At 47.8% G+C, this 25,642-nt stretch carries 16 protein-coding genes; 12 read left to right on the top strand and 4 right to left on the bottom strand.

All coding sequences use genetic code 11. The annotated features are described in order from the left end of the window. Nucleotides 1-15 precede the first annotated feature (15 nt). Nucleotides 16-1,446, bottom strand: coding sequence for an APC family permease (locus tag GO755_RS25670; RefSeq protein WP_157588168.1), 1,431 nt, complete (start codon nt 1,444-1,446; stop codon nt 16-18). A 376-nt stretch (nt 1,447-1,822) separates the two neighbouring features. Between GO755_RS25670 and GO755_RS25675 the strand changes: the two genes are divergently transcribed. The 4 genes from GO755_RS25675 (at nt 1,823) to GO755_RS25690 (ending at nt 9,059) form a co-directional block, all read left to right on the top strand. Next, nucleotides 1,823-4,234, top strand: a complete 2,412-nt coding sequence (locus tag GO755_RS25675; protein WP_157588169.1) for a glycoside hydrolase family 127 protein — start codon at nt 1,823-1,825, stop codon at nt 4,232-4,234. A gap of 202 nt (nt 4,235-4,436) precedes the next feature. After that, on the top strand, nt 4,437-6,788 hold the full coding sequence (locus tag GO755_RS25680) for a glycoside hydrolase family 127 protein (protein ID WP_157588170.1): 2,352 nt from the start codon (nt 4,437-4,439) through the stop codon (nt 6,786-6,788). 176 nt (nt 6,789-6,964) lie between these two features. Further along, nucleotides 6,965-7,858: a helix-turn-helix domain-containing protein gene (locus GO755_RS25685; protein ID WP_157588171.1), complete on the top strand. Its 894-nt coding sequence runs from the start codon at nt 6,965-6,967 to the stop codon at nt 7,856-7,858. A gap of 28 nt (nt 7,859-7,886) precedes the next feature. Beyond that, complete coding sequence (locus GO755_RS25690) at nt 7,887-9,059, top strand: threonine aldolase family protein (RefSeq protein ID WP_157588172.1); 1,173 nt, start codon at nt 7,887-7,889, stop codon at nt 9,057-9,059. 11 nt (nt 9,060-9,070) lie between these two features. On the opposite strand, the gene GO755_RS25695 is transcribed toward GO755_RS25690, so the two are convergent. Both GO755_RS25695 and GO755_RS25700 read right to left on the bottom strand, forming a co-directional pair. Then, nucleotides 9,071-9,481 carry a RidA family protein gene (locus GO755_RS25695; RefSeq protein ID WP_157588173.1) on the bottom strand — a complete coding sequence of 137 codons (411 nt, stop codon included), beginning with the start codon at nt 9,479-9,481 and terminating at the stop codon, nt 9,071-9,073. A 94-nt stretch (nt 9,482-9,575) separates the two neighbouring features. Then, the gene (locus GO755_RS25700; protein WP_157588174.1) at nt 9,576-11,948 is read right to left on the bottom strand and encodes a GH116 family glycosyl hydrolase; all 2,373 of its coding nucleotides are present in this window, start codon (nt 11,946-11,948) and stop codon (nt 9,576-9,578) included. Between the two features lie 190 nt (nt 11,949-12,138). Between GO755_RS25700 and GO755_RS25705 the strand changes: the two genes are divergently transcribed. Together GO755_RS25705 and GO755_RS25710 are read left to right on the top strand one after the other, a co-directional pair. Beyond that, on the top strand, nt 12,139-15,180 hold the full coding sequence (locus GO755_RS25705; RefSeq protein WP_157588175.1) for a sensor histidine kinase: 3,042 nt from the start codon (nt 12,139-12,141) through the stop codon (nt 15,178-15,180). Beyond that, nucleotides 15,177-15,866, top strand: coding sequence for a response regulator (locus tag GO755_RS25710; protein ID WP_157588176.1), 690 nt, complete (start codon nt 15,177-15,179; stop codon nt 15,864-15,866). The genes GO755_RS25705 and GO755_RS25710 overlap by 4 nt, the downstream gene beginning before the upstream one ends. A gap of 255 nt (nt 15,867-16,121) precedes the next feature. On the opposite strand, the gene GO755_RS25715 is transcribed toward GO755_RS25710, so the two are convergent. Beyond that, the gene (locus GO755_RS25715; RefSeq protein ID WP_157588177.1) at nt 16,122-16,985 is read right to left on the bottom strand and encodes a DMT family transporter; all 864 of its coding nucleotides are present in this window, start codon (nt 16,983-16,985) and stop codon (nt 16,122-16,124) included. A 218-nt stretch (nt 16,986-17,203) separates the two neighbouring features. On the opposite strand from GO755_RS25715, the gene GO755_RS25720 reads away from it, so the two are divergent. The 6 genes from GO755_RS25720 to GO755_RS25745 all read left to right on the top strand — a co-directional run bounded on the left by GO755_RS25720 (nt 17,204) and on the right by GO755_RS25745 (nt 25,548). Continuing rightward, a complete protein-coding gene (locus GO755_RS25720) occupies nt 17,204-18,721 on the top strand; it encodes a S41 family peptidase (protein WP_157588178.1) in 1,518 nt (505 codons plus the stop codon). Nucleotides 18,722-18,793: 72 nt separating this feature from the next. Continuing rightward, nucleotides 18,794-19,453, top strand: a complete 660-nt coding sequence (locus GO755_RS25725; protein WP_198174931.1) for a FadR/GntR family transcriptional regulator — start codon at nt 18,794-18,796, stop codon at nt 19,451-19,453. A 28-nt stretch (nt 19,454-19,481) separates the two neighbouring features. Further along, on the top strand, nt 19,482-20,693 hold the full coding sequence (locus GO755_RS25730; protein WP_157588179.1) for an MFS transporter: 1,212 nt from the start codon (nt 19,482-19,484) through the stop codon (nt 20,691-20,693). A 145-nt stretch (nt 20,694-20,838) separates the two neighbouring features. Further along, entirely contained in the window at nt 20,839-23,394 is a 2,556-nt protein-coding gene (locus GO755_RS25735) for a TonB-dependent receptor domain-containing protein (RefSeq protein ID WP_157588180.1), read from the top strand. A gap of 16 nt (nt 23,395-23,410) precedes the next feature. Next, nucleotides 23,411-24,718 carry a S41 family peptidase gene (locus GO755_RS25740; RefSeq protein WP_157588181.1) on the top strand — a complete coding sequence of 436 codons (1,308 nt, stop codon included), beginning with the start codon at nt 23,411-23,413 and terminating at the stop codon, nt 24,716-24,718. Between the two features lie 83 nt (nt 24,719-24,801). Continuing rightward, nucleotides 24,802-25,548, top strand: a complete 747-nt coding sequence (locus tag GO755_RS25745) for a TlpA family protein disulfide reductase (RefSeq protein ID WP_157588182.1) — start codon at nt 24,802-24,804, stop codon at nt 25,546-25,548. The last annotated feature ends 94 nt before the right edge of the window (nt 25,549-25,642 follow it).

The raw sequence follows: 25,642 nt of genomic DNA on the forward strand, positions 1-25,642 counted from the left end.
GTGAGGGGGAATAGATTACGCCTTACCCTGCCGACTAATAAGTACATAGTAAATAGGAACTCCCAGGAGAATAATGCCCAGGCCCGGCAACGTATAACGCGTCTCGAAAATGAGCAGCAGCACCGCCAATGCGAATGCGATGACTACATAAACGGCGGGCAGAAATGGGTAACCCGGAGCCTTATACGGTCGTGGCAATTCAGGGCGATTCCAGCGCAGGCGGTAAATACCCAGAATGGTTAGAATGTAAAATAACAACACCCCGAAAATGACCAGTGCCAACAGGTTGTTGTACTCACCTGTGAGGCACAAAACACTAGCCCAGATACACTGCATCCAGAGGCTATAACCCGGTACATCATTCTTGTTGAGGACGCTGGCCTTCTGGAAAAACAGCCCGTCTTTCGCCATAATGTAATAGACGCGGGCACCCGACAGAATCAGGCCATTGTTGCAGCCAAACGTAGAGATCATCGCCATAATGGCCATGATGACGGTGCCGCTGCTGCCAAAAATATAATCAGCCGTCACCACACCAACCCGATCGCTGGGAGCAAAAGCAATGGCTTTCAGGGGGACTACCGCCAGATACATCACATTGGTCAGGATGAAAATAATGGTTACCACCAACGTGCCCAGGACCAGACTCAGGCCAATGTTACGCTCGGGCCGTTTCACTTCGCTGGCGATGGATGTGATGCTGTTCCAGGAGTCGCTCGAAAAGAGTGTTCCTTTCATTGAAATGGCAATCGCGCCAAAAGCCGCCAAACCAGCTAGTGGGGTGTACGACAGTTGGTCGCCCGTTAGCGTCAGGCTCGACAGACTCCAGGCGTTTTGCCAGTTAGCCTCCCAGATATCGGAGCGAGCGCCCCAGATGAAGCCGCAGATAATTAGCCCGAACAGTGACACCAGCTTTATGATGGTCAGAAAGGTTTGCAGCGCAGCCCCGTCTTTCACCCCGCGACTATTAATGTACGTCAGCAGGGTAATTACTAGAATCGCTACCAATTGAGCCGCCGATAGCCGAAAAAAGCCCGCTTCAAGCAAAATGTTGGTGTCGCTGAAGGCTGGAATCAGGTAGGCGGTGAATTTGGCAAAAGCGACCCCCACGGCAGCAATCGTACCCGTTTGAATAACAGCGAAAAACGACCAGCCGTATAGAAAACCAACCAGCGGATTATACGCTTCCCTTAGGTATACGTACTGACCACCGGCTTTGGGGAACATGGCAGCTAACTCCCCATAACTAACGGCGGCAATTACCGTTATGATACCGGCCAGCAACCACATAAACAGCATCCAGCCAGCCCCACCGACGCTGCGGGTTATCTCGGCAGAAACGATAAAAATGCCCGATCCGATCATGGACCCAGCCACAATCATCGTGGCATCCAGTAAACCCAGTCGCGGCACAAATTCCGTTGTTGGTTCGGTCTTGGTTTGCATAGCGTAGTTACGGTTTATATTTGCTGATCTATGTTCATCACCAAACAACTGTTGGTGTTTGAGTTGAATGACCACTAATTCTATGGCAATTAAATCATTCTATTGTGTATCTAAATGAAGTAACTTTCGTACTTGTTAAAAAACTATCAGTACTTGCTAACTAGTGCGCAATGGAGGCCGATCCTGGCTACTATCTTCGTTGTATAATTTACTTACCTTAGTACACTGACTGAATCTATTGGGTAACGTATCAGGCGTTTACTGAGCTGTACGACACCTATCTGGAAACACTATCCACTCCGGCCTTACGTAGGTTAAACCGTCAGAAACTTAACGAAGCTGATACTATTTTGCTAACGAAAGACGCTCATTGCACATGTTTATAAATCGACTAAAAACAGGGCTGGTACTGATGTTATCCACCCTACTGGTAGCAGGATACGCTCAGCCTAAATCGGGTGGCGATTATCCAATTCAGCCTGTGCCGTTTACGTCGGTAAAGGTAACCGACCAGTTTTGGGCACCCCGCATTCGGCTCAATCATGACGTTACTATTCCGATTGCCCTCAAGCATTGTTACAGCACGGGGCGGGTCGATAACTTTCTCATCGCCGGACATCTGAAGCAGGGTAGTAAATTCTGCACCGAATTTCCCTTCGACGATACCGATATTTATAAAATCATTGAAGGGGCCAGTTATTCGCTCCAGACCTTTCCAGACAAAAAGCTGGAATCCCGCATCGATTCATTGATCGATTATGTAGCGCGGGCGCAGGAGCCTGACGGATACCTCTATACGGCCCGAACCATCGACCCACTGCACCCACATCCCTGGTCGGGGTTGAAACGCTGGGAAAAAGAGTCGGACTTGAGCCATGAACTCTATAATAGCGGTCACCTTTTCGAAGCGGCCGTGGCGCATTATCAGGCGACGGGTAAACGATCGTTGCTCAATGTTGCGATTAAAAACGCAGATCTCTTGGTCAAGGATTTTGGCCCTGGTAAACTCCATTACGCCCCCGGCCATCAGATTGTGGAGATGGGATTGGTGAAACTGTACCGAACGACGGGCAAACAACAATACCTGAATCTGGCGAAATTCCTGCTCGATGTACGCGGTAAAGGCAAGGAGTACAGTCAGGATCACAAGCCGGTTATTGACCAAACGGAAGCTGTTGGGCACGCGGTCCGGGCTACTTACATGTATTCGGGTATGGCCGATGTAGCGGCCATTACAGGCGATAAAGCCTATCTGAATGCTATCGACCACATCTGGAACGATGTCGTCGATGACAAATATTACATAACGGGCGGCATTGGTGCCGAGGGTGGCCACGAAGGATTTGGCAAAGCCTATGACCTTCCTAACATGGCGGCTTACAACGAAACCTGCGCGGCTATTGGCAACATCTACTGGAACCAACGCCTGTTTCTGCTCCACGGTGATGCCAAATTTTATGATGTACTGGAGCGAACACTCTACAACGGAATGCTCTCGGGTGTATCGCTCAGTGGCGACCGGTTTTTCTACCCTAATCCGCTCGAATCGAAAGGACAACATGCCCGTAGTGCGTGGTTTGGCTGTGCCTGCTGCCCCAGTAATGTGTGCCGGTTCATTCCGTCGGTGCCGGGCTATGTCTATGCGCAACGGGGAGATCGGCTCTACGCTAATCTATTCATTAACAGCACGGCAACGATTACGCTCAACGGTACTGCCGTTACCGTGGCCCAGGAGACAAAATACCCCTGGAATGGCGACGTCGCGTTTACGGTGAATCCAGCCAAAACGAAAGCGTTTGAACTGGCTATTCGAATTCCGGGTTGGGCGCAGAATCAGCCGGTTCCGGGTAATTTGTATTCGTTTGCCAGTCAGGAAAAAACGCCTGTCACGTTAACGATCAATGGCAAACCTGTTTCTTACAAACTGGAAAATGGTTATGCTATTATCAGCCAGTCGTGGAAGAAAGGAGACGTCGTTCGACTGTCGCTGCCTATGGATATTCGCCGGGTGGAGGCCAGCGCTAACGTGAAAGCCGATCAGGACAAAATAGCGCTGGAACGGGGCCCAATCGTTTATTGTGCCGAGTGGTCAGATTCGCCAGATGGCCATGTTCTCGATCTGATCGTTCCCGATAATGCGCCGTTACAGGCTGAGTTTAGCGCCAGCTCACTAGGCAGCATTGAACTGATTACGGGCGATGTACAGAAAGTAAAGCGGGGACTGAACAACGAGATTGAAACCAGCCCGGCCAAACTCACGGCGATTCCATACTACGCCTGGGCCAACCGGGGCACCGGCGAGATGGCCGTCTGGCTGGCCACCAAACCGACGGCGGCTAAGCCAACGCCTGTCCCAACGATTGCCTCAACCAGTACGATTTCGGCTTCGCATAAAACCAAGGCGCTGATGGCGTTGAATGATCAGGATACGCCGAAAAACTCGAATGATCGAGACAATTTGTATTACCACTGGTGGCCGAAAAAAGATACCCTGCAATGGGTTCAGTATACCTTCGAAAAGCCCGCTATGGTTTCGTCGGCCAAAGTGTACTGGTTCGATGACAGTCCGTGGGGAGGATGCCGGATTCCGGATTCTTGGAAATTGCTTTACCAGACTGCAGCCGGCGACTGGCAGGAAGTAAAAATCAAAAAACCTTACACGGTCACCAAAGACAAGTTTGACGAGATTGCCTTCGAACCGGTACAAACGGGTGCGCTACGCATGCAGGTACAATTGCCCAAAGAAGCAGCCAGCGGCATCATTGAATGGTCGGTAGGCCATGACTAAAACTAAATCCCTTGAAAGGGCAGACAGCGTATCCTCGGTCTGTGTCTCAAGTTCTCGCTTGGCTTCGCCGAGTGAGGATTATTATTTCAAGGGCCTCCGGCCCGTTTTATAGTAGTCTACCGGCCAGAGGCCGTCAAAAAATAGCCCTCACTCGGCGAAGCCAAGCGAGAACTTGAGGCTTCCCATTCCTGATAAAACAACCATGAAAAAACTAGTTGTCACGATTACGCTATCGCTTCTAGCGGCAATAGGCTTCAGCCAGTCCTATGCCCCTGAACAGGATAATCCAACCGTAAAAGTGAAACCTGTGGTGTCCATCAAAGCGTATGCCTTTCCGCTCGGAGCTGTTAAACTGCTCGACAGTCCATTTAAACGGGCGATGGAAGCGGACACGCGCTACCTGCTGGAACTCAAACCTGATCGGCTACTCTCAGAGTTTCGGGTGCATTCGGGATTAAAGGCCAAAGCGGAGAAATACGGTGGCTGGGAATCATCGGGCCTGGCGGGACACACTCTTGGCCATTACCTGTCGGCCTGTGCGCTTCAGTATACCACCAGTAACGATCCCGAATATTTAAAACGAGTCAACTACATCGTTGATGAACTGGCCGAATGCCAGCAAGCTCGGAAAACGGGGTACGTAGGAGCCATTCCGCGCGAAGACAGCGTATTTGCCGAAGTGTCGCAGGGCATTATTCGCTCGCGGGGATTCGATCTGAATGGAGCCTGGTCGCCCTGGTACACCGTGCATAAAGTGATGGCGGGTTTGCTGGATGCCTATCTGTATTGTACCAATGACAAAGCCCTGAAAGTCAACGTAAGTATGGCAGACTGGGCGGGTGAGATTCTTAAAAATCTGAATGACGAACAGATTCAGAAAATGCTGCTCTGCGAATACGGCGGCATGAACGATGTGCTGGTGAACACGTATTCGCTGACGGGCAACAAAAAGTACCTCGATCTATCCTACAAATTTCATGACAAACGTATTCTGGATTCGCTGGCGGTTCATAAGGACATTTTACCGGGTCGGCATTCCAACACGCAGGTTCCCAAGCTGATTGGTACTATTCGGCGCTACGAACTGACGGGCAATCAGAACGATTTTGCTATGTCGGATTTCTTCTGGAATACGGTTGTCAATCATCATACCTACGCACCGGGCGGCAACAGCAATTATGAATACCTGAGTACGCCCGACCAGCTCAACGATAAGCTGACCGACAACACAATGGAGACCTGCAATACCTACAACATGCTGAAGCTAACCCGGCATTTGTTTGCGCTACATCCCAGTTCTTCGTACATGGATTTCTACGAACGCGGTCTTTACAACCACATTCTGGCGTCGCAAAACCACAAAACGGGCATGGTGTGCTATTTTGTCCCCTTGCGGATGGGTACCCGAAAGCATTTCAGCGATGAGGAAGAAAGCTTTACCTGCTGTGTAGGTTCGGGTATGGAAAACCACGTCAAGTATGGGGAGAGCATCTATTTCAAAGGGGCTGACGGTAGCTTGTATGTTAACCTCTTTATACCATCGGAGCTGAACTGGACCGAGAAAGGATTGCGTCTGACGATGACATCGAATCTCCCCACCGATCCCACGGTATCACTGACCGTTCAGGCCGACAAAGCTATTGCTGTACCGATTCGGATTCGTAAACCTAGCTGGATTAACGGCGAGATGACCGTTCGAGTCAACGGCAAATCCGTGTCGACTACCCGGATCGAAGAAGGATACGTAGTGATTGCCCGGAAGTGGAAAACCGGCGACAAAATCGAATTTACACTCCCGGCTAATCTGCGCTACGTTGCCATGCCAGACAATCCGGCCCGGCAGGCCTTTTTCTATGGCCCAGTCCTGTTAGCGGGCGATTTAGGAGCCAAAGAACCTGATCCGATGCAGGGCGTTCCTGTATTCGTGACCAATAACACCGACCCAAATCAGTGGCTCAAACCTGATAGCCAGCCACTTGAATTTGAAACGACCAATACAGGCACCCAATCAGCCGTAAAGCTGAAACCGTTTTACGAACTTCAGGCAAATTATTACACGGTGTATTGGGACGTATTTACGCCCGAAAGTTGGAAAAAGCAGCAGGCTGTTTACGAGCAAAAACGCCGAGAAGCCGCAGACCTGGAACGCCGTACCGTCGATTTGCTGCGGGTGGGTGAAATGCAGCCCGAACGTGATCACAACTTCACGGGCGATAAGCTGGAAACAGGCGAAGATCACACCCGCAAATTCCGGGTAGCCAATGGTGGTAGCTCCATGACGTTTACCATGAAAACCGACCCGAATGCGCAGAACATCCTGATTGGTACGTACTGGGGAATGGATAATCGGGGACGGCTGTTCGAGGTACTGGTCGATGATAAAGTGATTGCCAGTGAAGACCTGAACAAGTACAAGGAAAGTCGCTTCTACGATATTTCGTATACGATTCCCGCGGAATTGACGAAAGGGAAAGAGTCCGTTACTATTAAGCTTCAGGCCAAACCGAACAATTCAGCGGGGCCGGTTTATGGCCTGCGGTTAGTGCGTGAGTAAGTCGTGAATGAACCAGGTGTTGATAGTTAGTCAATTATGGGATTATTTTTTTATCATTCCGACCTTAGGAGGAATCTCAACGTTGCGTATTAGTCAAGCTTGAGATTCCTCCTAAGGTCGGAATGACAGAAAGCATCCTAACGTTTTCTACAAAAGGAAAAGTTAAAAATATACTAATGAAGCCCTTATTGTTCAAAATTCCGTCTGTCGATGATCGGTCGTTTCGTATCGAGCAGGATAATCTGGCGCATTTTTATGGGCATCTGCATTTTCATCCAGAGATTCAATTGACGCTAATCCAGGAGGGCGAGGGTACATTGATTGCCGGCGACAAGATCGACCGATTTATGCCCTACGATATTCTGATGCTGGGTACGAATCTTCCGCACGTATTACGAAGTGATCCAGCGTATTTTCAGCCCGATTCAACCCGGCGCTCGACGTCAGTTTCTATTCTGTTTCGCCCAGAACAACTGGCGTCAACCGTATTCGAATTACCCGAGACCCGGCATCTGAACCAACTGCTCCAGGAATCCCGGCATGGGGTTCGGTTTCGCAGTCGGGAAGGGCATCCACTGGCCGAACAGTTAACCGCTATTCCAGGGCTTCGGCCATTCGAACAATTTCTGAGTCTATTAACGATACTGGATTATCTGGCGGCCAATCCGGCCCGGGAAGTGCTGTCGGTGGTGGCATATGAACAACCACAGCGCCCCGAAGATCACCGACGCCTGGAACAGGTATTTTCGTATATTCTTGAACGGTACGATTCGCCAATCTCGCTGGACGATGTAGCGAATATCGCGAATCTGACACCAGGAGCCTTCTGCCGCTTTTTCCGTCAGCATACCCGCAAAAAGTTTTCGACCCTGCTCAATGAAGTCCGTATCGAACATGCCTGCCGTCATCTGCGCGAATCCAAGCAAACCATTAGTCAGATTGCCTTCAGTTGTGGGTACACAAATCTGTCAAATTTCAATCGTCAATTCAAAGAAGTTACCGGGTTAACTCCCGGTGATTATATTCGAAGCTATCACAATCAACAGGTAAAAAAACAGTTCTCTACTTAGTTAGACTTTACAACCGCCATCCATCTCTATGTTCACAAGACGAAACTTCCTGCGTATTTCCAGTCTTTCTGCCGCACCGATCTTGTCTGTGCTGGACGAGTTCCCAAAACAATGGCTGTCGGACAGTCCCGAACCGGTGCCTGTTCGCTTCACGGGAGATGGGCCGATTTATTCGCCGACTGACTTTATTGCCAAACTTGGGCAAATCAATCAAGCGCAACCTATCGAGCGGGATGTTTATGGAAAAGGGGGTAGCATTGATGCATTAACCAAACAATTTGCGACGATCACCGGTAAAGAGGCTGCTATTTATCTGGCCTCAGGTACGTTGGCCAATCAACTGGCGATTTCAGTGCTGAGCGGTGACAATACAAAAGTATTCACTCAGGAAACCAGTCACGTTTATCGCGACGAAGCTGATGCGGCTCAGTCGGTATTTGGCAAGCGGCTCATTCCACTAGCGCCTAAGAAAGCCTATTTTACGGTAACCGAACTCCAGCAGTCCATTGAGGAACACAATCAGGGCGAAGTGTTCAGAAGCGGTATTGGCGCCGTATCCATTGAAAATCCAGTTCGCCGATGTGATGGCCAGTTTGTTCCCATCAACGAAATCAAACAAATAGCGGCTTTCTGTCGGCAGCAAGGCTACAAACTACATCTGGACGGCGCTCGTCTTTACATGGCGGCCACCTATTCAAACACATCCATAGCCGAGTATGCGTCTTACTTTGATACGGTCTACATCTCCCTCTATAAATACCTTGGTGCAGCAGGCGGTGCCGTTCTTTGTGGCCCCAAAGCAACGATTGACCGGATGGAACATTTAGCCAAAATTCATGGGGGTGTTGTCTTCATGAGTTGGGCCAATGCGGCCATGGCCCTGCATCATCTGACAGGTTTGGAGGATCGCCTGAAACGTAGTGCCGATCAGGCTTCCCAATTGTTTGCCCGACTTAATCAATTGCCTGATCTTAAAATCACAGCAATTGAAGGGGGTACCAACATATCAAATCTACAATTGTCCCGGTCTGTGAATGCTAAAAAACTGAATGAAATCCTGTGGCAGAAACATCGTATTGGCCTGGCAGGAGCGAACGCCGATGGATTACTAAAGTTGATGGTGAACGATAGCTTATTAAACCGTACAAACGATCAGCTTGTGACTGCCTTTAAAGAGGCTCTCACACAGGCCAAAGCTTAATATTTCTGTAATTATTTTTCTCTTTTGAAAGCAACAGCTTCAATTTCTACCAAGTAATCTGAGTTGGCTAAACCGGCAACAACAATTCCAGAAATAACAGGTGGATTACTCAGCTTTTTCAAAAAACTTTGGGCTCCTTCAAAACCCTTTCTCACGTCCTGACCCTGTACAATATAAATTGTCAATTTAAACAAGTCGTCTAGCGTTGCATCGCAGGAATGTAAAGCCGTTTCAATGTTTTTTAAACTATATTCTGTTTGTAAAGCGATATCCCCTTTCCCAATTATTTCCAGGTCTTTTGTTATTGCATTCTGTCCGCCAATATAAATTGTGCTTCCATTTCCTTTCGTAATGGCAATTTGAGAGAAAGCTGGATTTTTTAATAATTCATCCGGATTGAGAAATTCAATATTTGAGTCCATATCTTATTTATAAAACAATTTTATCCACAGAGAACACAGAGATATAATCTATTAAATATTAACTCTGTGTTCTCTAAATTGTTGATCAAACACGTTAGTTTAGCAGTAGAATAATAGCGGATTTTCCTCCAACGTGTAGTTCGTCAGAATTGGCAGTCAGCGTTTTGCCATTTAGTACATATTTTTTGCCGCGAAGCCCCTTCTGTTTAATCGTATAATTCCAGTCAGCGTTTTTTGACGAGAGGTCGTATTCTGTACCCCTACTGGTTTTCTTTACGGCAAAGGCAATCAGGTTATTGCCAACAGGCAGGTCTGAGACGTTGATGTTGTCCCAGCCAGAGGGCAGATTTGGCGAAAACGTGATTGTTTTTTTGTAAGCATCTGGTTGTACGCCGAATACGTGCGTTATCAGTGGCACGGCGAGTCCGTAAATTGTCCAGGCCTGATCCGGGCACCCATAATCAGGCATCATTTCCGAAATAGACCCCGGCAATACCCGACCAAACGTCTGCACTAGTTTATTGACGTACCACATCGACTCATCGGTACGCCCATAGGTAGCCTCTGCCACAGCCTGAACACCGGTCGCAATCGTCATCATGCTTCTTCGTTCCACGGCAGAAAGGTAGGGTCCATACGCACCCGTATGCTCGGTACGCACTTTATCGAGAAGTTTGATTGCTTTATCGGATGGCGCGATACCAGATTCTATAGGCGTACTGATCACCCAGTTTTTATTCGTAAACCACCCCTTTTGTGTTCCTTCGGGAAACGTTTCCAAATGGGCAAGCAGCTTCTTGTAAAACTCTTCCTTTTGGACAAATTCATGTGAACGGTTGTCGGCTCTGGTCTCCAGTTGAAGTTGTTCTATGGCTCCTTTTGTGGTCGTGATAGCCTGTTCACGCGTGCCATAGAAATCGCAATAGCTACCTTCCGTTTCATCCCAGAACAACGTATTGACCAAATTTTTAAGGACTGTTGCTTTCTGCGCGTAGTCCTGTTGAGCCGCAGGGTCGTTAACGATAGCTGCCATCTTTGAGGTAACGTCCAATGCCTGCTGCGTGTATACGGCCACGTCAACTAGTTCAGCATTAAGCCCTTTAACCTCCATAATACCATACCCTTCAGGAAACATATTGCCATTTTTATCCTGATCTGTCAATAACCAATGGATGCCTTGTTTGATATATGGATACATTTCCTTGAGGAAATCCACATCGCCTGTCCACTCAAATACCTTCCAGACAGCTATGGCGAACTGGGCTGTTTCCTGGGTATTACCCTTATTGCCCACAAACCCATTTGACGACATTTCGTGGATGATACGTCCGTTTCCATTCGTTTTTTCAGAAACCTGTTTAATTGTCCTGAGGGTAGACTTTGCCAGTTCATGGCCCCCTAAAGCCACTACCCCTTGTTGAGCATAAGAGTTGTCGCAACCAAAAAGCCAGGGATATTCGATAGCACCAGCTCCCAGAAAACGGCCAATGCCTGGCAGATCACTAACTAACCATTCTGTATCTACCTTGCCCCAATTGACTACCTGTTGTAGTTTCTTATCCGGAATATCTAGTTTAACCCGGTTTATAATAGATGCGTAATAAGCCTTTTTTTCAGCCAATAACCGATCCTGGTTTTTTAAAATAGCTTCATAACTAGCCAGTGCCGATTCACTATTTTTAGTCGAGCCTGCTATTACAAAAACAGCCGTAATCTGTTCGTTCGGTTTAATCGTCACCCGGTGCGTTGACGAGGCAGATTTGCCCAGTCCTATCGTTTCAGTTGGTGTCGGAACATTTAGTGCATGACTACTCGCCGGAATGGATGATCCCCAGACAGTAAACCAAGAATTTTTGACATCCCGCGCTAAATAAACCGATCGGTTAGCGTTCCAGGAAATTGAATCTGTAGCATCAATTATATTATTTTCTTTTGAAAACCATACAGGGCTAACGTCAGTTTTTGCAACGAAATCGACAGTTAATACCCGCGATTTAGAAGTGCTATTTTTTATCGTATACGTAACCACAATTCCCTCCTTTCCTTGTGGGCAATATTGAAACCGTTCTACCTGAATGCCATCCAGAATTGGTGAATATAAAAATTTGCTACCGTACGGATATGTGATAAACTCGCGGGCATCTTTTAACCAGGCAGAAGCTCCTCCTTTTTCATTAGTCAATTTCAACCAGAAGCCATCCAGCAATTTTATAGGTGCCATCCATAATCCCCCCATTTCTCCTTTTACATGCGAACCCAGATCGGGAAAATCGCCATTCTGTGTGCCTACTATATAAGTTCTATCACCGGCAGTAATATAGGGTTTCGTTAAATTGGCGCCCTTGTTAGAAAGGCCATTCATTAGTTCAGCGCTGTACAAATCGTTGCTTTGCCCAAACGAATTGCCCGCAGTGAGTACTTCTATAATTGACACGAGTAAAGAAACTGCACAACTAAATTTTCGCATAAGTTTAAGGGTATTACTGTATAAAACTGAAAGCTACCGAATCGGCCCGTTTCATCATTGCAGATCCACTACTTTTTTTGATGAATGCCTCTTCATTTCAGATACAGTAGCATCTTTATGCGATCGGTTAGCATTGCGCACCGACCGCCGGAGACCGTATCTTTGACCAGGCAATAATGAACCTGGTTTTATGATGCGCTGGCGATGGTTATTGTGGTTAGTCTTACCGCTGTTAATGAGCCCGTTGGGCTTGCTGGCACAGCCTTCTGACGTGTCGTTTCAGCATTATACTACGGAGGAAGGTTTATCGAATGATCAGGTTACGGCAATCCTGAAAGACCGGCGCGGGTTTATGTGGTTTGGCACCGTTAACGGACTGAATCGATTCGACGGTCTACAATTCACGGTTTACAAACGAAGCGGGCCACGACAGGCCGGGCCAGGCTTGGCCGGGCAAGCAGATGGGTTACCGGGCAATTATGTTGTAAGTGATGGGTTGGTGGAGGATCGGGATGGATTCATCTGGGTCTCTACCAACCGGGGCCTCTGCCGATACAATCCTCAAACCGATCGCTTTCAGGCATTTCCGATTCCTCAACAGCGCGATAGTGTAGCCGACAATGACTTTGTGTCGCCCGTCCGTTTCGACCAGTCTGGCTTTGGCTGGTTCGCATCGGTCGATCATTTGTACCGCCTGGAACCACATACCGGTCGCCTAACTTCTTTCCCGGTGCCAGCCATTCGGCCCAGCACTTATCCCATACCTTTTCCTGACCGACAGGGGCACCTTTGGATGCAGCATTGGGGGGCTATTTATCGTTTCGACCTAGCAACGCGTCGGTACACATACTTCATCGGAACGGATGATAAGCACCCAAACACAGGGCTCCAGGTAGAACTATTAACTACCGATCAGCGTGGACAGCTTTACGCGATCATGAGTCAGGGAGAACTATATCGCTATGACGCTGCAACGGATCGGTTTGGCAAATTTCTGGCCCATCCGGGTGGCATTACAAGTCTGGCGAATGATAAGTTGCCGGATGGTCGACCTTTTCTCTGGTTGGGCGGGTACAATCGGCTAACCGCTTATTTGCCCGCAACGAACCGATTTACCGATTTCACGCATGTAGCCAATGATCCGCTGAGTTATCCCGGCGGCACTGTCGGAGTCATGAAGTCCGACGCACAAACGGGTATTGTCTGGATCGGAACCTCGGAAGGTTTAACGAAAATAGATCCGGTAGCCCTGAAATTTAGTCGAAAGTGGCTCACAAACTCCGCTAAGGAGTCGCCTGAACCGGTAGAAATTGTTCGTCAGGATGATCATAATGATGATCTGTATTGGGTCCTGGGGCACAACAGGCTTTATCGCTGGGATCGTCAGTCTGGTTTATTACAGGCAGTGTCTACCGATTCCCATCTATCCAATCGCTTGTGCTACGATATGATTCAGGACAGGCAGGGTCGGTTATGGATTGGTCTAGCAGGAGGGGTTGCGGTCTATGATCCGGCTACATTTCGGTGGCAGATTCGGGACGATATTGGCCCAAAAGATCGAAAAGACAAGGTAACGGTACAAACACTGTGTCAGGGCGCTGATGGTCGAATCTGGCTGGGTACCACGTTCGATGGTCTGTTCTGGTATGATCCCACTACGAATCAAATCCAGTATTGGTCAACTCAGGCTTTCAATCCGTTATCGACGGGTATAAGTCTGCTGCAAACCGATCTTCGTGGCTGGATCTGGGCGCAAACCCGATCGGGACTATTTCGATTAAATCCGACTACCGGGCAAACAAAGCGGGTTCAATTGCGCGGGGCGGAGAAAGCCGTTCAACCATCCGACCGACTCCATAGCACCTTTCTGGTCGATAGCCGGGGGCAGCTATGGGTATCGGGAATTGATTTTCTGGTTCAGGCCGATACCAGCGGGCAAATTCACCAGACATACACGCTGACGAATGGTCTGCTGGCCGACCACGTTTTCAGTATTACCGAAGATAAGCGAGGGCACCTTTGGTTAGCAACCGATGAGCAATTGCATGAGCTGGACCTCAAAACCCGACACTTCAGGTATTATAACAAAGCGAACGGGTTATTTTCCAACACTCAGTTTAAACCGATTAGTACGGATCGGCAGGGCACGTTGTTCACGGGATTTTTCGGTGCGTTTGCGTACTGGCAACCCGAACAACTTCGACAGAATAATGTACCGCCCCCAGTAGTGATTACGCATATTCGGGTCAATAATCGACCGAGGGCCGTAACATCTCCTATTCAACTCGAACCATCCGAAACAACGCTGTCACTGGATTTTGCGGCCCTTAACTACAGCCAACCCGAAAAGAATCGTTATGCTTATCAATTGCTGGGCTTCGATCCCGATTGGGTAATGACCAATGATCTGACAGCAACGTACACAAATCTGGAACCGGGAAATTATACGTTCCGGGTAAAGGCGGCTAATAACGATGGGGTTTGGAATGAGACGGGTGCTACGCTGGCGATTCAGGTGGTACCACCCTATTGGAAAACAAGCTGGTTTCGATTGGTTGTTGTGTTACTGATTCTGAGCATTCTTTACGTCAGTTATCAGTACCGCGAACGGCAACGCCAACATCTCGAACGCATTCGTAACCGCATTGCTACCGATCTGCATGACGATATGGGCTCAACCCTCAGTAGCATTCGTATTTTCAGCGATGTCGTGCAACAGCAGATTGCGCCGACAACCCCCGAAGCAGTGCCCATTTTACAACGGATCAGCAACAGTGCGACTACGCTATCGGAGTCGATGCAGGATATTATCTGGACCATTCAAACGAAACATGATCGGCTGGACGATGTGATTACCCGCATGCGCGAGTTTGGCTTAAAAATGGCTGAGGCTAAAGGAATTACCTTTCATATGCAGGTGTCGGATCAGTTCGAAAAGACGCGCCTGAATGTTGAGCAACGGCGCAACCTGTACCTTATTTTTAAAGAAAGTATTAACAACGCGGTGAAATACGCTAATCCTTCCCGGATAGATGTCGAATTGAGCATCACGACTGGCAAACAATTACACCTGACGATTAAGGACGACGGGCGCGGTTTCGATACAGCTACCGTTCAATCGGGCAACGGCTTACCTAATCTGCATAAACGTGCCCAGGAAATAAAAGGAAAACTAACGCTGACATCGAAACCGGGAAGCGGGACCGCTATAGAACTATTCACTAAATTATGACTGACTCCATTAATCTGGTTTATTACGAAGACAATCGGGACCTCCGCGAAGGCATCTCCTTTCTGCTTCAGGCCACGCCGGGTCTGGAACTACTGGGCGCGTTTGCCAACTGCCGAAATCTGACCAACGAAATGCGTTCTCTGCAACCCGATGTGGTGCTTATGGATATTGATTTGCCAGGTATTACGGGTATCGAAGCCGTGCCCATTGTCAAGGCAACCTCGCCCCAAACTCAGGTGCTGATGCTGACCGTATTCGACAACGAAGAGAAGATTTTTCAGGCGATACGGAACGGAGCGAGTGGTTACCTGCTCAAACATACGCCCCCATCGGAGATCCTAGCAGCCATTTTTGACGTTCACCGGGGCGGTTCGCCCATGACAGCCAATGTTGCCCGGCAGGTACTCCGCTTTTTTCAACAACAAAATGCCCTGCCTACCGATAAACCATCTGCCAAAGAAACCGCGCCAGAATCCCGCCCTGACCCCGACGACTATAAACTGTCTTCCCGCGAACTGGACATTGTGAAAGGGTTAGTAGCGGGTTACAGCTACAAACTCATTGCCGATGAACTGCATATCAGCATCGACACCGTCCGCTCCCACATTCGCCACATCTACGACAAATTACAGGTCAACTCCAAGACCGAAGCTATCCTGAAAGCCATGCGCGAGGGGTTAGTGTGAGGACAAGGGTGCCTCTTATTGATTTGAATTAAAAACCGCCGAAAATATTAGCCCACTGCTTTAGCTGTGGGTCTATGAAAAAACGCCCGATACGATAACCGTTTCAACGGTTTCAGCTCCTCATAAACCGTTGAAACGGTTGGTTTCATTCGGTTTCTTTCTGGTAACCCACGGCTTAAGCAGTAGGCTGATAGATGGCCTTTTCGACGCTTAATTATTTCACATCAATCAGGGTGTTGGGGGCTAATAGGCTTTTCAACTCAAACTTAAGGCAATTATGCCGCCCAATATCAGCACACTGGCAAGTAGCCTTCGTTTGCTATCTTTTTCATTGAATACTCGTGAACCCATAAATACACCTAACAAAATGCTTGTTTCTCTGGCTGGCGCAACGACTGTCAACGGCGCATATCTCAGCGCTTCCAATACCAGTATGTAAGCAGCAGGACTCAATATGGCAATGGCAATAATGATCCATTTATGCAGTTTTATCTCTCTTTTTAGTTCTTCTTTTTTGGACAATATGAAGGGAAAAAGCAAAATAGCCCCAAAAAGATTGGTAGCCAGTGTGAGCGGCAAGGGGGATACGGCATAGGACTTTACGGCAATTGTGTCATTAAACGTGTATAAGGCAATAAACAAACCCGTAAGCACACCGTACGTAATGCCTGTCATTAGTTGCTTGTTGTCATCTTTTTTAAAGCTTAATCCGGTTATCAGCAGCACTCCTGCAATCATTAAGATCAAGCCAATAGTTGTCGTTATCCTCACCTGTTCGTGTAAGAATAAAATAGCCGCTATAGACGAAAATAACGGCCCTGATCCTCGGGCAAGCGGGTATACAACAGAAAGATCAGCACTTCTATACCCCTTTTGTAATACGATATAGTAGCCAAGATGCAGTACTGCGCTGCTTACCGAAAACCATATGAGTGGTTGTGAATAGGTAATGTCGCCCTGCTTTAGTTTAACGAGTAATACGGGTAAATACACAATATTACTGGCGATATACATTAACCAGATATAAGGCGTTTTTCCTTGTGTTTTTTTGGAGAGCAGATTCCAGGAAGCATGTAGAACGGCAGCGGTTAGTACCAGCGATAAAACGTATAAACTCATTTCCGGTGGTTAAATGGCGAACTTTTAGGTTGTAGTCAATGACTCTTTCAGAGTTGCAAGTTAGCCAAAGTACGCTTCATGCCATTTTAACAGGCAATAACTGGACTTTCACTATCAGAGCCGATTTATCATTTAAAAATCCCCTGTAACCTTCTAAAGACAAGGCAGTTTCCAGTTCAATTTTAATCCATTTACTACTGGATCTACTTTAATCAATCATGAAATCTGTTTCTCTGACAGGGGTGAAATTTTCCATCTTTCTTACGCTACTGATATTGTCAATAAGCACGCTGGCGCAAAAAAAGGCAGTCGTGGATTACACGCCCCCAAAGCAATATGGACCAAAGGCTTTGCAGGAAGACTTTTTGATTTTTAGAAAGACCCTGGAAACTACGTATCCCAGCCTGTATCGCTATGCTGATTCGGTGACCATCAACACGTATCTGGACAAGCAATTTGGCCTACTCAATAGGCCGATGGACGAAACTGAATTTTATAAACTAATTGCCCTCAGCTGTGCGCGTCTAAACGATGAACATCTGATTGCTAAGCTTTCGCCTGACTATTTCAAGAATCAGTTTTTCAACAAGGTTAAGATTTTCCCCTTTACCTTCAAGATCATCAATCGCCGATTTTATATTGTAAAAAGTGCCTCCAACCCCTCTCCTATTAAACCAGGTTCCGAGCTTATTTCGATCAACGGCCGATCAATGGAAGAGATCTTAACTCGGCTGCTCCCCGCTATTCCTGCCGATGGTTATATCCAAACGTTTAAAATCCGCCATCTGGAAGATTACTCGACTACGCAGGAAGAGAACCTGTTTGATATAATTTATCCTCTTTTTGTTGAAGAAGCGACTTCGTTCCGCCTTGAGTACATTCCAGTTGACGAACCGACAGGCAAACAAACGGTAGTCGTTGCCGGTCTGACTAGGGACGAGTACCGAAAATTTTATACAGAGAGACGAGTTCTTGAAAAACCGCTTACGTTTACTTATTTGAAAGAAGATGTAGCGTATTTAAAGATTAGCTCTTTTCTGGGCTGGCACAGACGAGCGTTCAAGCAAAATTTCGATTCGCTTTATCAAGTCGTTTTTAATGAGCTTAAAGTCAAAAATACCCCGCATCTGATTCTGGATCTACGAAATAATGAGGGTGGAGACGGCACCGGAGAGAAACTGATTGCTTACCTGCTTCAAAAGCCCTATCGACACTTTGATTACCTCGAGAAAAAATATATTGGCCTGCCTCCAGTAAGTACTTATTTGGAGAGCGGAAACCAGCTCTATGTAGCAGATTCGATGGTTTATAAAACGGCAACTGGTAGCTACCGACCCAAGCCAGAATACTACCGTCGTTGGACGCCCCTTTTGCTGGAACAGCAGCCTAAGGCCAATCATTTCAATGGGCAATTGACTGTACTCGCCAACGGTGCTTCGGGCTCAATGGCGGCTGTAGTCTGTAGTTTTCTAAAGTCGAATCAGCGAGCGGTTTTTGTCGGCGAAGAAACTGGCGGGGCTATGGAAGGCCCCACAGCGAGATCTTTCACAAAATTAACGTTGCCCAATACCCATATTAGCATTGGCGTGCCGTTAACCAAAACAGTTAATGCCGTAACCTACACCAAAGGAAGAGGGGTAATTCCAGATTACTGGATTGAGCCTACTATCGACGACCTGCTTCATGGTGTGGATACAGAACTGAACTTTGCCCTGAAGCTAATCAATCAAAAATAAACAAAGTTTAGAAAAAGAGAACCCGTACATTTTTCTCCGTGAAAAATCAACGTACCTTTGTCATCAGATGATATGATGAATACACCAATCAACAGAAGATCATTAGCGGATGAGGTAGCTAATCAGATCCAGACCTATATTCAGTCAGGGCAGTACGTGGCGAATCAACAATTGCCTACTGAACCAGACCTGATGAGACAATATGGGGTTGGGCGTTCTACCATTCGGGAAGCAGTCAAAATGTTGGTAAATGCTGGCTTGTTACGCGTCCAGCAAGGAGTTGGGACATTTATTGAGCAGAATCCGGTTAGCAACGAGACATTACATCAACGCTTAAAACGGGCAGAATCAAAAGATATTGATGAAGTACGGCAACTGATAGAAGTTAAAATTGCCCAAAAAGCCGCGATCAATCGTACCCAACAGCAACTCGACCAGATTGAAGAATTTCTAAATCAACGGATTCAGGCATCTCTTGACGGCAAGACGGAGGAATGCATCCAAGCGGACATCAACTTTCATCTGAGTATTGCCAAAGCCTCCGGTAATGAGATTTTAGCCGATATGTACGAGGCCTTTTCCACCCGTTTGAAAAGCTGGTTTTTACAAATCTATCCTGACACGAGTACGTTTATCCAGACGAATGATCTTCACCGATCTTTATTTCTGAGTATTAAAGAGGGTAATGAAGAAAAAGCGTTGAATGATGCCAGTCGAATTTTAAGACATTGATTTTTTTTATTATTAAACATCAGATGATATGATGAGTAACTCAATTAGTCAGCCGTTGTCAACCGCGACGCAACAAGCTCAACGAACCATTTATCCAATCCTGCTGGCCGTTAGTTTTGCGCACTTGCTCAATGATACCATGCAAGCGGTTATTGCTTCCGTCTATCCCCTGCTCAAAGTCGATTTTCACCTGAGTTTTGCCCAGATCGGTTTAGTAACACTTGCTTATCAATTAACTGCTTCTCTGTTGCAACCGTTTGTCGGTCTTTACACGGACAAACACCCTAAACCGTTCTCGATTGCCGTAGGTATGATCTTTTCATTCGTGGGAATCATGGCATTAGCCTGGGCATCGTCCTTCGGTTGGATTTTATTCGCCGTCAGTCTAATTGGGATTGGCTCATCCATCTTTCATCCAGAATCGTCCCGTATTGCCTATCTGTCATCAGGTGGCAAACGAGGGTTGGCTCAATCGGTTTTTCAGTTAGGCGGCAACAGCGGTAGCGCGTTGGGACCTTTGTTAGCTGCGTTGATCGTGGCACCTTTTGGCCAACATAACCTGATGTGGTTCTCGGTAGCGGCTTTGCTGGGAGGAGTTTTAGCCATCACAATCGGGAAATGGTATAAGGGCCACGCGTTGCCTAAAACAGCCAAAACAGGATCGTCAATCAATCCACTGGTCACTCGTAATCAAGTTATTTTCTCCCTGGTGATCCTGCTTCTGTTAATTTTCTCAAAGTATGTGTACCTGGCGGGCATGACCAGTTATTACACATTCTTTTTGATGGACAAGTTTGGCCTTACTATACAAGACGCTCAGGTTCATCTGTTTATCTTTTCAGCAGCCGTTGCCATTGGTACCGTAGCTGGCGGCCCACTGGGCGATCGGTTTGGTCGTAAATACATTATCTGGATTTCGATCCTGGGAGCCGCTCCCTTCACACTGCTACTGCCTTATGCGGATCTATTTTGGACAACCATTCTGTCGATCTGTATCGGCCTGATTATTTCGTCGGCCTTTTCAGCGATTGTGGTTTATGCCCAGGAACTCGTACCCGGTAAGGTGGGCCTGATTGCGGGGTTATTTTTTGGTCTGTCTTTTGGCATGGGGGGACTGGGTTCAGCCTTACTAGGCAGCCTGGCCGATCAAACCAGTGTCAGTTATGTGTTTCATGTTTGTGCTTTTCTGCCTTTAATCGGCATTATCACTAGCTTTCTACCCAAGCTCAAACATAACTAATCATGTCTCGTTAGCGATCTGTCATAATCTAATAGTCTAAAAATCACATCATCTGGGGGCCTTGGCGGGCCCTTTTCACATGTTTGTGCGATTGATGGATGTTTGGTAGACGGCCAACTTTGTAGCAACTAATGAACGCTACAAAATGAACCGTCAACTTTCCTCCAACAACCTCATGGCCAACTTCTTCAGCTTCTCCGAGATCGATCTGCTCGTATTTGGCCTAATTGTACTATTTAATGTTAGCCTGGCTGTTTCGGCGGCCTATGCCCAGCCATTGAGTCGACCCAGCGTGGTCGGTTCTGTTCGTGACGCGGCTGGAAAACCCGTTGAATTTGCGACAGTTCTGTTGCTGAAAACGGGAGATTCCGCACCAGCTACGTCGTCGGTTACCAGTCAATCAGCTTCAGCGGCTAAGCTCGTTAAAGGAGCCGTAGGTGATGCCCATGGACGATATGTTTTTGACAATATTGGTCCAGGCACGTATCAGGTTGCAGCCCAAATGGTCGGGTATCAAAAAACTACGTCCGCCCTGTTCACGGTTGTCGCAGATCAGCCTGAAGTTAAGGTGCCGCCTATTACGTTGCTCCAATCGTCTCAAACACTTGGCGAAGTGACGGTTGCGGCCAAGAAGCCTTTCATCGAGCAATTGCCAGACAAAACGGTGATTAACGTAGAGAACAGCATTGTTTCGGCAGGTGGAACGGCGCTGGAAGTGCTGGAAAAAGCACCGGGTATCCTGGTCGACAATCAGAATGACCGTATTACCCTGAAAGGTCGCGAGGGTACACTAATCATGATCGATGGGAAGCCGACCTATCTGTCGGCGCAGGAAGTCGTAAATCTGCTCCGCAATACACCGTCCAATGGCGTTGAAAGCATCGAACTGATCACGAATCCATCGGCTCGTTATGATGCGGCTGGCAATGCAGGTATCATCAACATTCGGCTCAAACGGGGCAGTCGCAAAAGTGGTACTAATGGTAGTTCAACCCTGGGCGCAGGCTATGGCCGATTTCCGAAAGCGTCGGCAGGGCTGACACTTAACCACCGGGCAGGCGGGTTGAACGTATTCGGGAATTACAACTATGATTACCGGGAAAGTTTCGGTTCTGTCGATGCGTTGCGAAAGTTCGGATCAGGCGACTCGCTGACAACCGTGAACAACCTCGGCTACCGGCCCAGTACGGCCCAAAACCATACATTCAAGGTGGGTGCCGACTATGCACTGAGTAAACGAACTTCGATCGGGGTGATGGCAAATGGTCTCATCAGCAATAACCAGGCGACGATCGATAATAAGAATCTTGTCTATGATGCAAAAGGCCAACTGGAGCAGACAGTAACCATGATTAATGTGTCGACCCGAGGTACCAATCGGTTGGCTACCAATGTGAATTTTAAGCATACATTCGATACGCTGGGTCGGGAATTAACGGTAGATGCCGATTATTCACGGGTAACGATTCAACCGCAGGATAACATGCGGACGCGCTATCTGGGGACCGGTGGCGAAGAAACGCAACCCGAACTTATTCAGCGGAACCGACCACCTTCTACGGTAACGATTCGAGCCGCCAAAGCGGATTATGTTCATCCGCTACATCAGGGCGGGCGCCTGGAAGCTGGTGGTAAGATTTCCTACGTGACATCGGATAATGACGTTCGTTTTGAGACACTTACCGAAAATGGTTACGTAGCTGATCCGCAGCGAACAAATCATTTCCTGTACGATGAAACAATCACGGCAGGCTACCTCAACGCGAACCGTGACTGGGGCAAGTGGTCGGTACAGGCTGGTATTCGGGCGGAGCATACGCGTTCGCTCGAGAATTCGGTTACGCTGAGTAAGGTGATCGACCGGAACTATCTAAACCTGTTTCCCAGCGCATTTTTGACCTATAAGGCAAATCAGGATCACCAATGGCGGGCTTCCTATAGTCGGCGCATCGACCGGCCTAACTACCAGGATTTGAACCCTTTTGTGTACGTCATGGACCCCTACACCTATAACCAGGGCAACCCGTTTCTGCGTCCGCAATACACCAACGCGTTCCAGGTGAGCTATACATACAGGAACGAAACCAACATCAGTCTAAGCTATAACCATACGACCGATGTCATTACGGGTGTCAACGAGCAACAGGAACGGGTGATGCGCGTAACGACTGTAAATCTCGCTGCTCTGGACAATATCAATCTGAGTGTAAGTCTACCCCTGAAACCAACTAACTGGTGGAATCTCCAGCCGAGTGCCAATGTATTCTGGAATGCCTACAATGCCGAGTTTGCCGGCCAGCGACTCGACTACCGACAGCTATCTGCCAACCTAACGCTGAACCAGAGCTTCATCCTGCCTTACGGGCTAACGGCCGAACTATCAGGCTTCTATAATTCACCTTCAGTGTATGGAATGATGCACTTTAGAGGTATGGGGCAGTTGAGTGTGGGATTACAAAAGAGTCTATGGGACAAAGCGGCCACCTTACGTCTGAATGTCAGCGATATACTGCACACGATGCGATCGGGCGGTACGCTAAACTTTGCGAGCACGAACCTAAGCTTCATCAGTCAATGGGAAAGTCGTGTTGCACGTTTAACGTTCACCTACAATTTCGGTAATCGCAACCTGAAAACAGCCCGCCAACGCCGATCAGGTGTCGAAGACGAACAGAATCGCATTGGTGGTGGCAACAATTAAGAACGATCGAGAAATCATGAAAAAACTACTCTTTATACCCCTCTTTCTGCTAACTCAGATTGTCGTAAGCGCGCAAGTTCTGCCCCCCGAGGAACGGCAGAGCACCATCGACACGGTACTCAAATTACTTAACGAACGGTATGTTTTCCCGGATGTGGCTCGAAAAATGGAGCAGTTCGTGCGTAGTAAACGAGACGTTTACAGCACGATTACAGAGGGTAATGCCCTCGCTGCTCAATTGACCAACGACTTCCGGTCCATTGCCCACGACAAACATCTGAACGTTGGTTATCACCCCGAAGGCATACCCGATGAGCAAATCTGGAAAAAGGAACCAACATCCGCCGAACGTGAAGCCCAACGGGCGGGTATGCGTGCCGGATTACTACATGAGAATTTTGGCATTCTGGACGTATCCGTGCTCAAATTCAACATTGGCTATCTGAACTTTAAGTACCTGGCTCCCCCCGAATTTGCGGGTGAATCGTATTCAGCGGCCATGAATTATCTCGCCAAAACCGATGCCTTAATCATCGACTTGCGGCAATGTAGGGGAGCCATTTCAGAGCATGCCATTCCGTTTTTGTGTAGCTATTTCTTTGCTGAACCAACGCATTTGAATGATCTCTACTGGCGGGATGGCAACATAACCAATCAATCCTGGACTTACGCGGAAGTACCCGGCCATCAATACCTGAACAAACCGATTTACGTGCTAACCAGCAAGCAAACCTTTTCGGGCGCAGAAGAATTGGCGTACGATTTGAAAAACCTGAAGCGAGCTACTTTACTGGGTGAAACAACGGGCGGAGGGGCCAACCCAGGTGGAACGCAGCGGATCAATGCGCATTTTGAGATGTTCCTGCCCTTCGGCCGCGCTATTAATCCCATTACCCATACCAACTGGGAAGGCGTAGGAGTTGAACCAGATAGTGCAGTTTCGGCGAAACTGGCCCTGTACAAAGCTCAGCTGCTGGCGTTACGACACATCATCGCCGATTCTACCACAGAACCCAATTGGCGAACTGAACTGACGACGCAGCTAACGTCTCTGGAGAAGAACCCGCCCGTTTTTATCAGGCATACGTTCACGCTGAAAGGGTACCCACAGGCCAAGCAGGTTGCTCTAGCGGGCTCTTTTAACAACTGGTCTCAAAGTCCGCTTGTCCGAAAAGGGGATTCCTGGGTAGGTGATGTGGACGTAGAGCCCGGCAAGGTTTCCTATAAGTTCATTGTCAATGGTCAATGGATTATTGACCCCGCCAACCCACGAACTGAGGGGGATGGGAAATACACCAATTCGGTTTTAGAGATTGTGCGTTAGCCTGCTATTCGATTCAACTTTTTGCTTGCGTCAAAAAGGATACTTCTATTACTTTGGGCAAACCAAAGCAGTTACTTAAACGTATGCGCTACTTCTTTTTAGTTGTTTTAATCCACACCATACATCTTTTTACACACCAGTCTTCATTAGCCCAAACGATCGTAAAAGGGGAACGTAGCGGCATCAGGCAAGAAGTACGTATTGATGAGCATACAAGACTCTTTGACAAGACTTCGGGTAAACAAATTTCCTATCAGGAATATCGGGCGTTGATCAAGGATGATCCGTTCGGTTATCACCTGGAGCCCATTATTGATGAGTATGGCCAAGCCAGTGCCTACAAGATTCGACCTACCACTGCCGAGGAGAGAGAAACGCATAGTTTCAAGGATTTTGAATCAGGCCCGAAACCTAAGATAGGTGAACCAGTACCTGAATTTATCATGAAGGGGATTGACGACAAAGTGTATCGATCAACGGCGTTAAAAGGCAACGTCATTGTCCTGAGCTTTTGGATTAGTTTAAGCAAACCGTTCTGGGGACCAAATCATGCAAAACTCTTCGCCGATGCACTGCACCCCTATCAGTCGGAAACGGGTCTCATTTCGTTAGGTATTTTACAAGAGTCCAAGGAAGCTATAGTCAATGTAATGGCTACCGAAACGCTACCGTTTATTCCTGTTCCTAACTCGTATGGCTTTAATCGAAAATTTCAGATAACTACAGGCCCAAGCTTTATGGTCATTGATCGATCAGGAAACCTGGCCGCTCTTGTCGAGGGATCGGAATACGATGAATTACGAAAAGCCCTGCAGACCGTAAGCCGCTAAAACCGAACCTTTGCTCAAAGCTTGACAATCTAAATAGAGCGCTTTTATATAACCCCGTTCTCGCTTGGCTTCCCGACCGGGCGACATAGAGAGC

The sequence above is a fragment of the Spirosoma arboris genome (genome assembly GCF_009754945.1).
GTDB lineage: Bacteria > Bacteroidota > Bacteroidia > Cytophagales > Spirosomataceae > Spirosoma > Spirosoma arboris.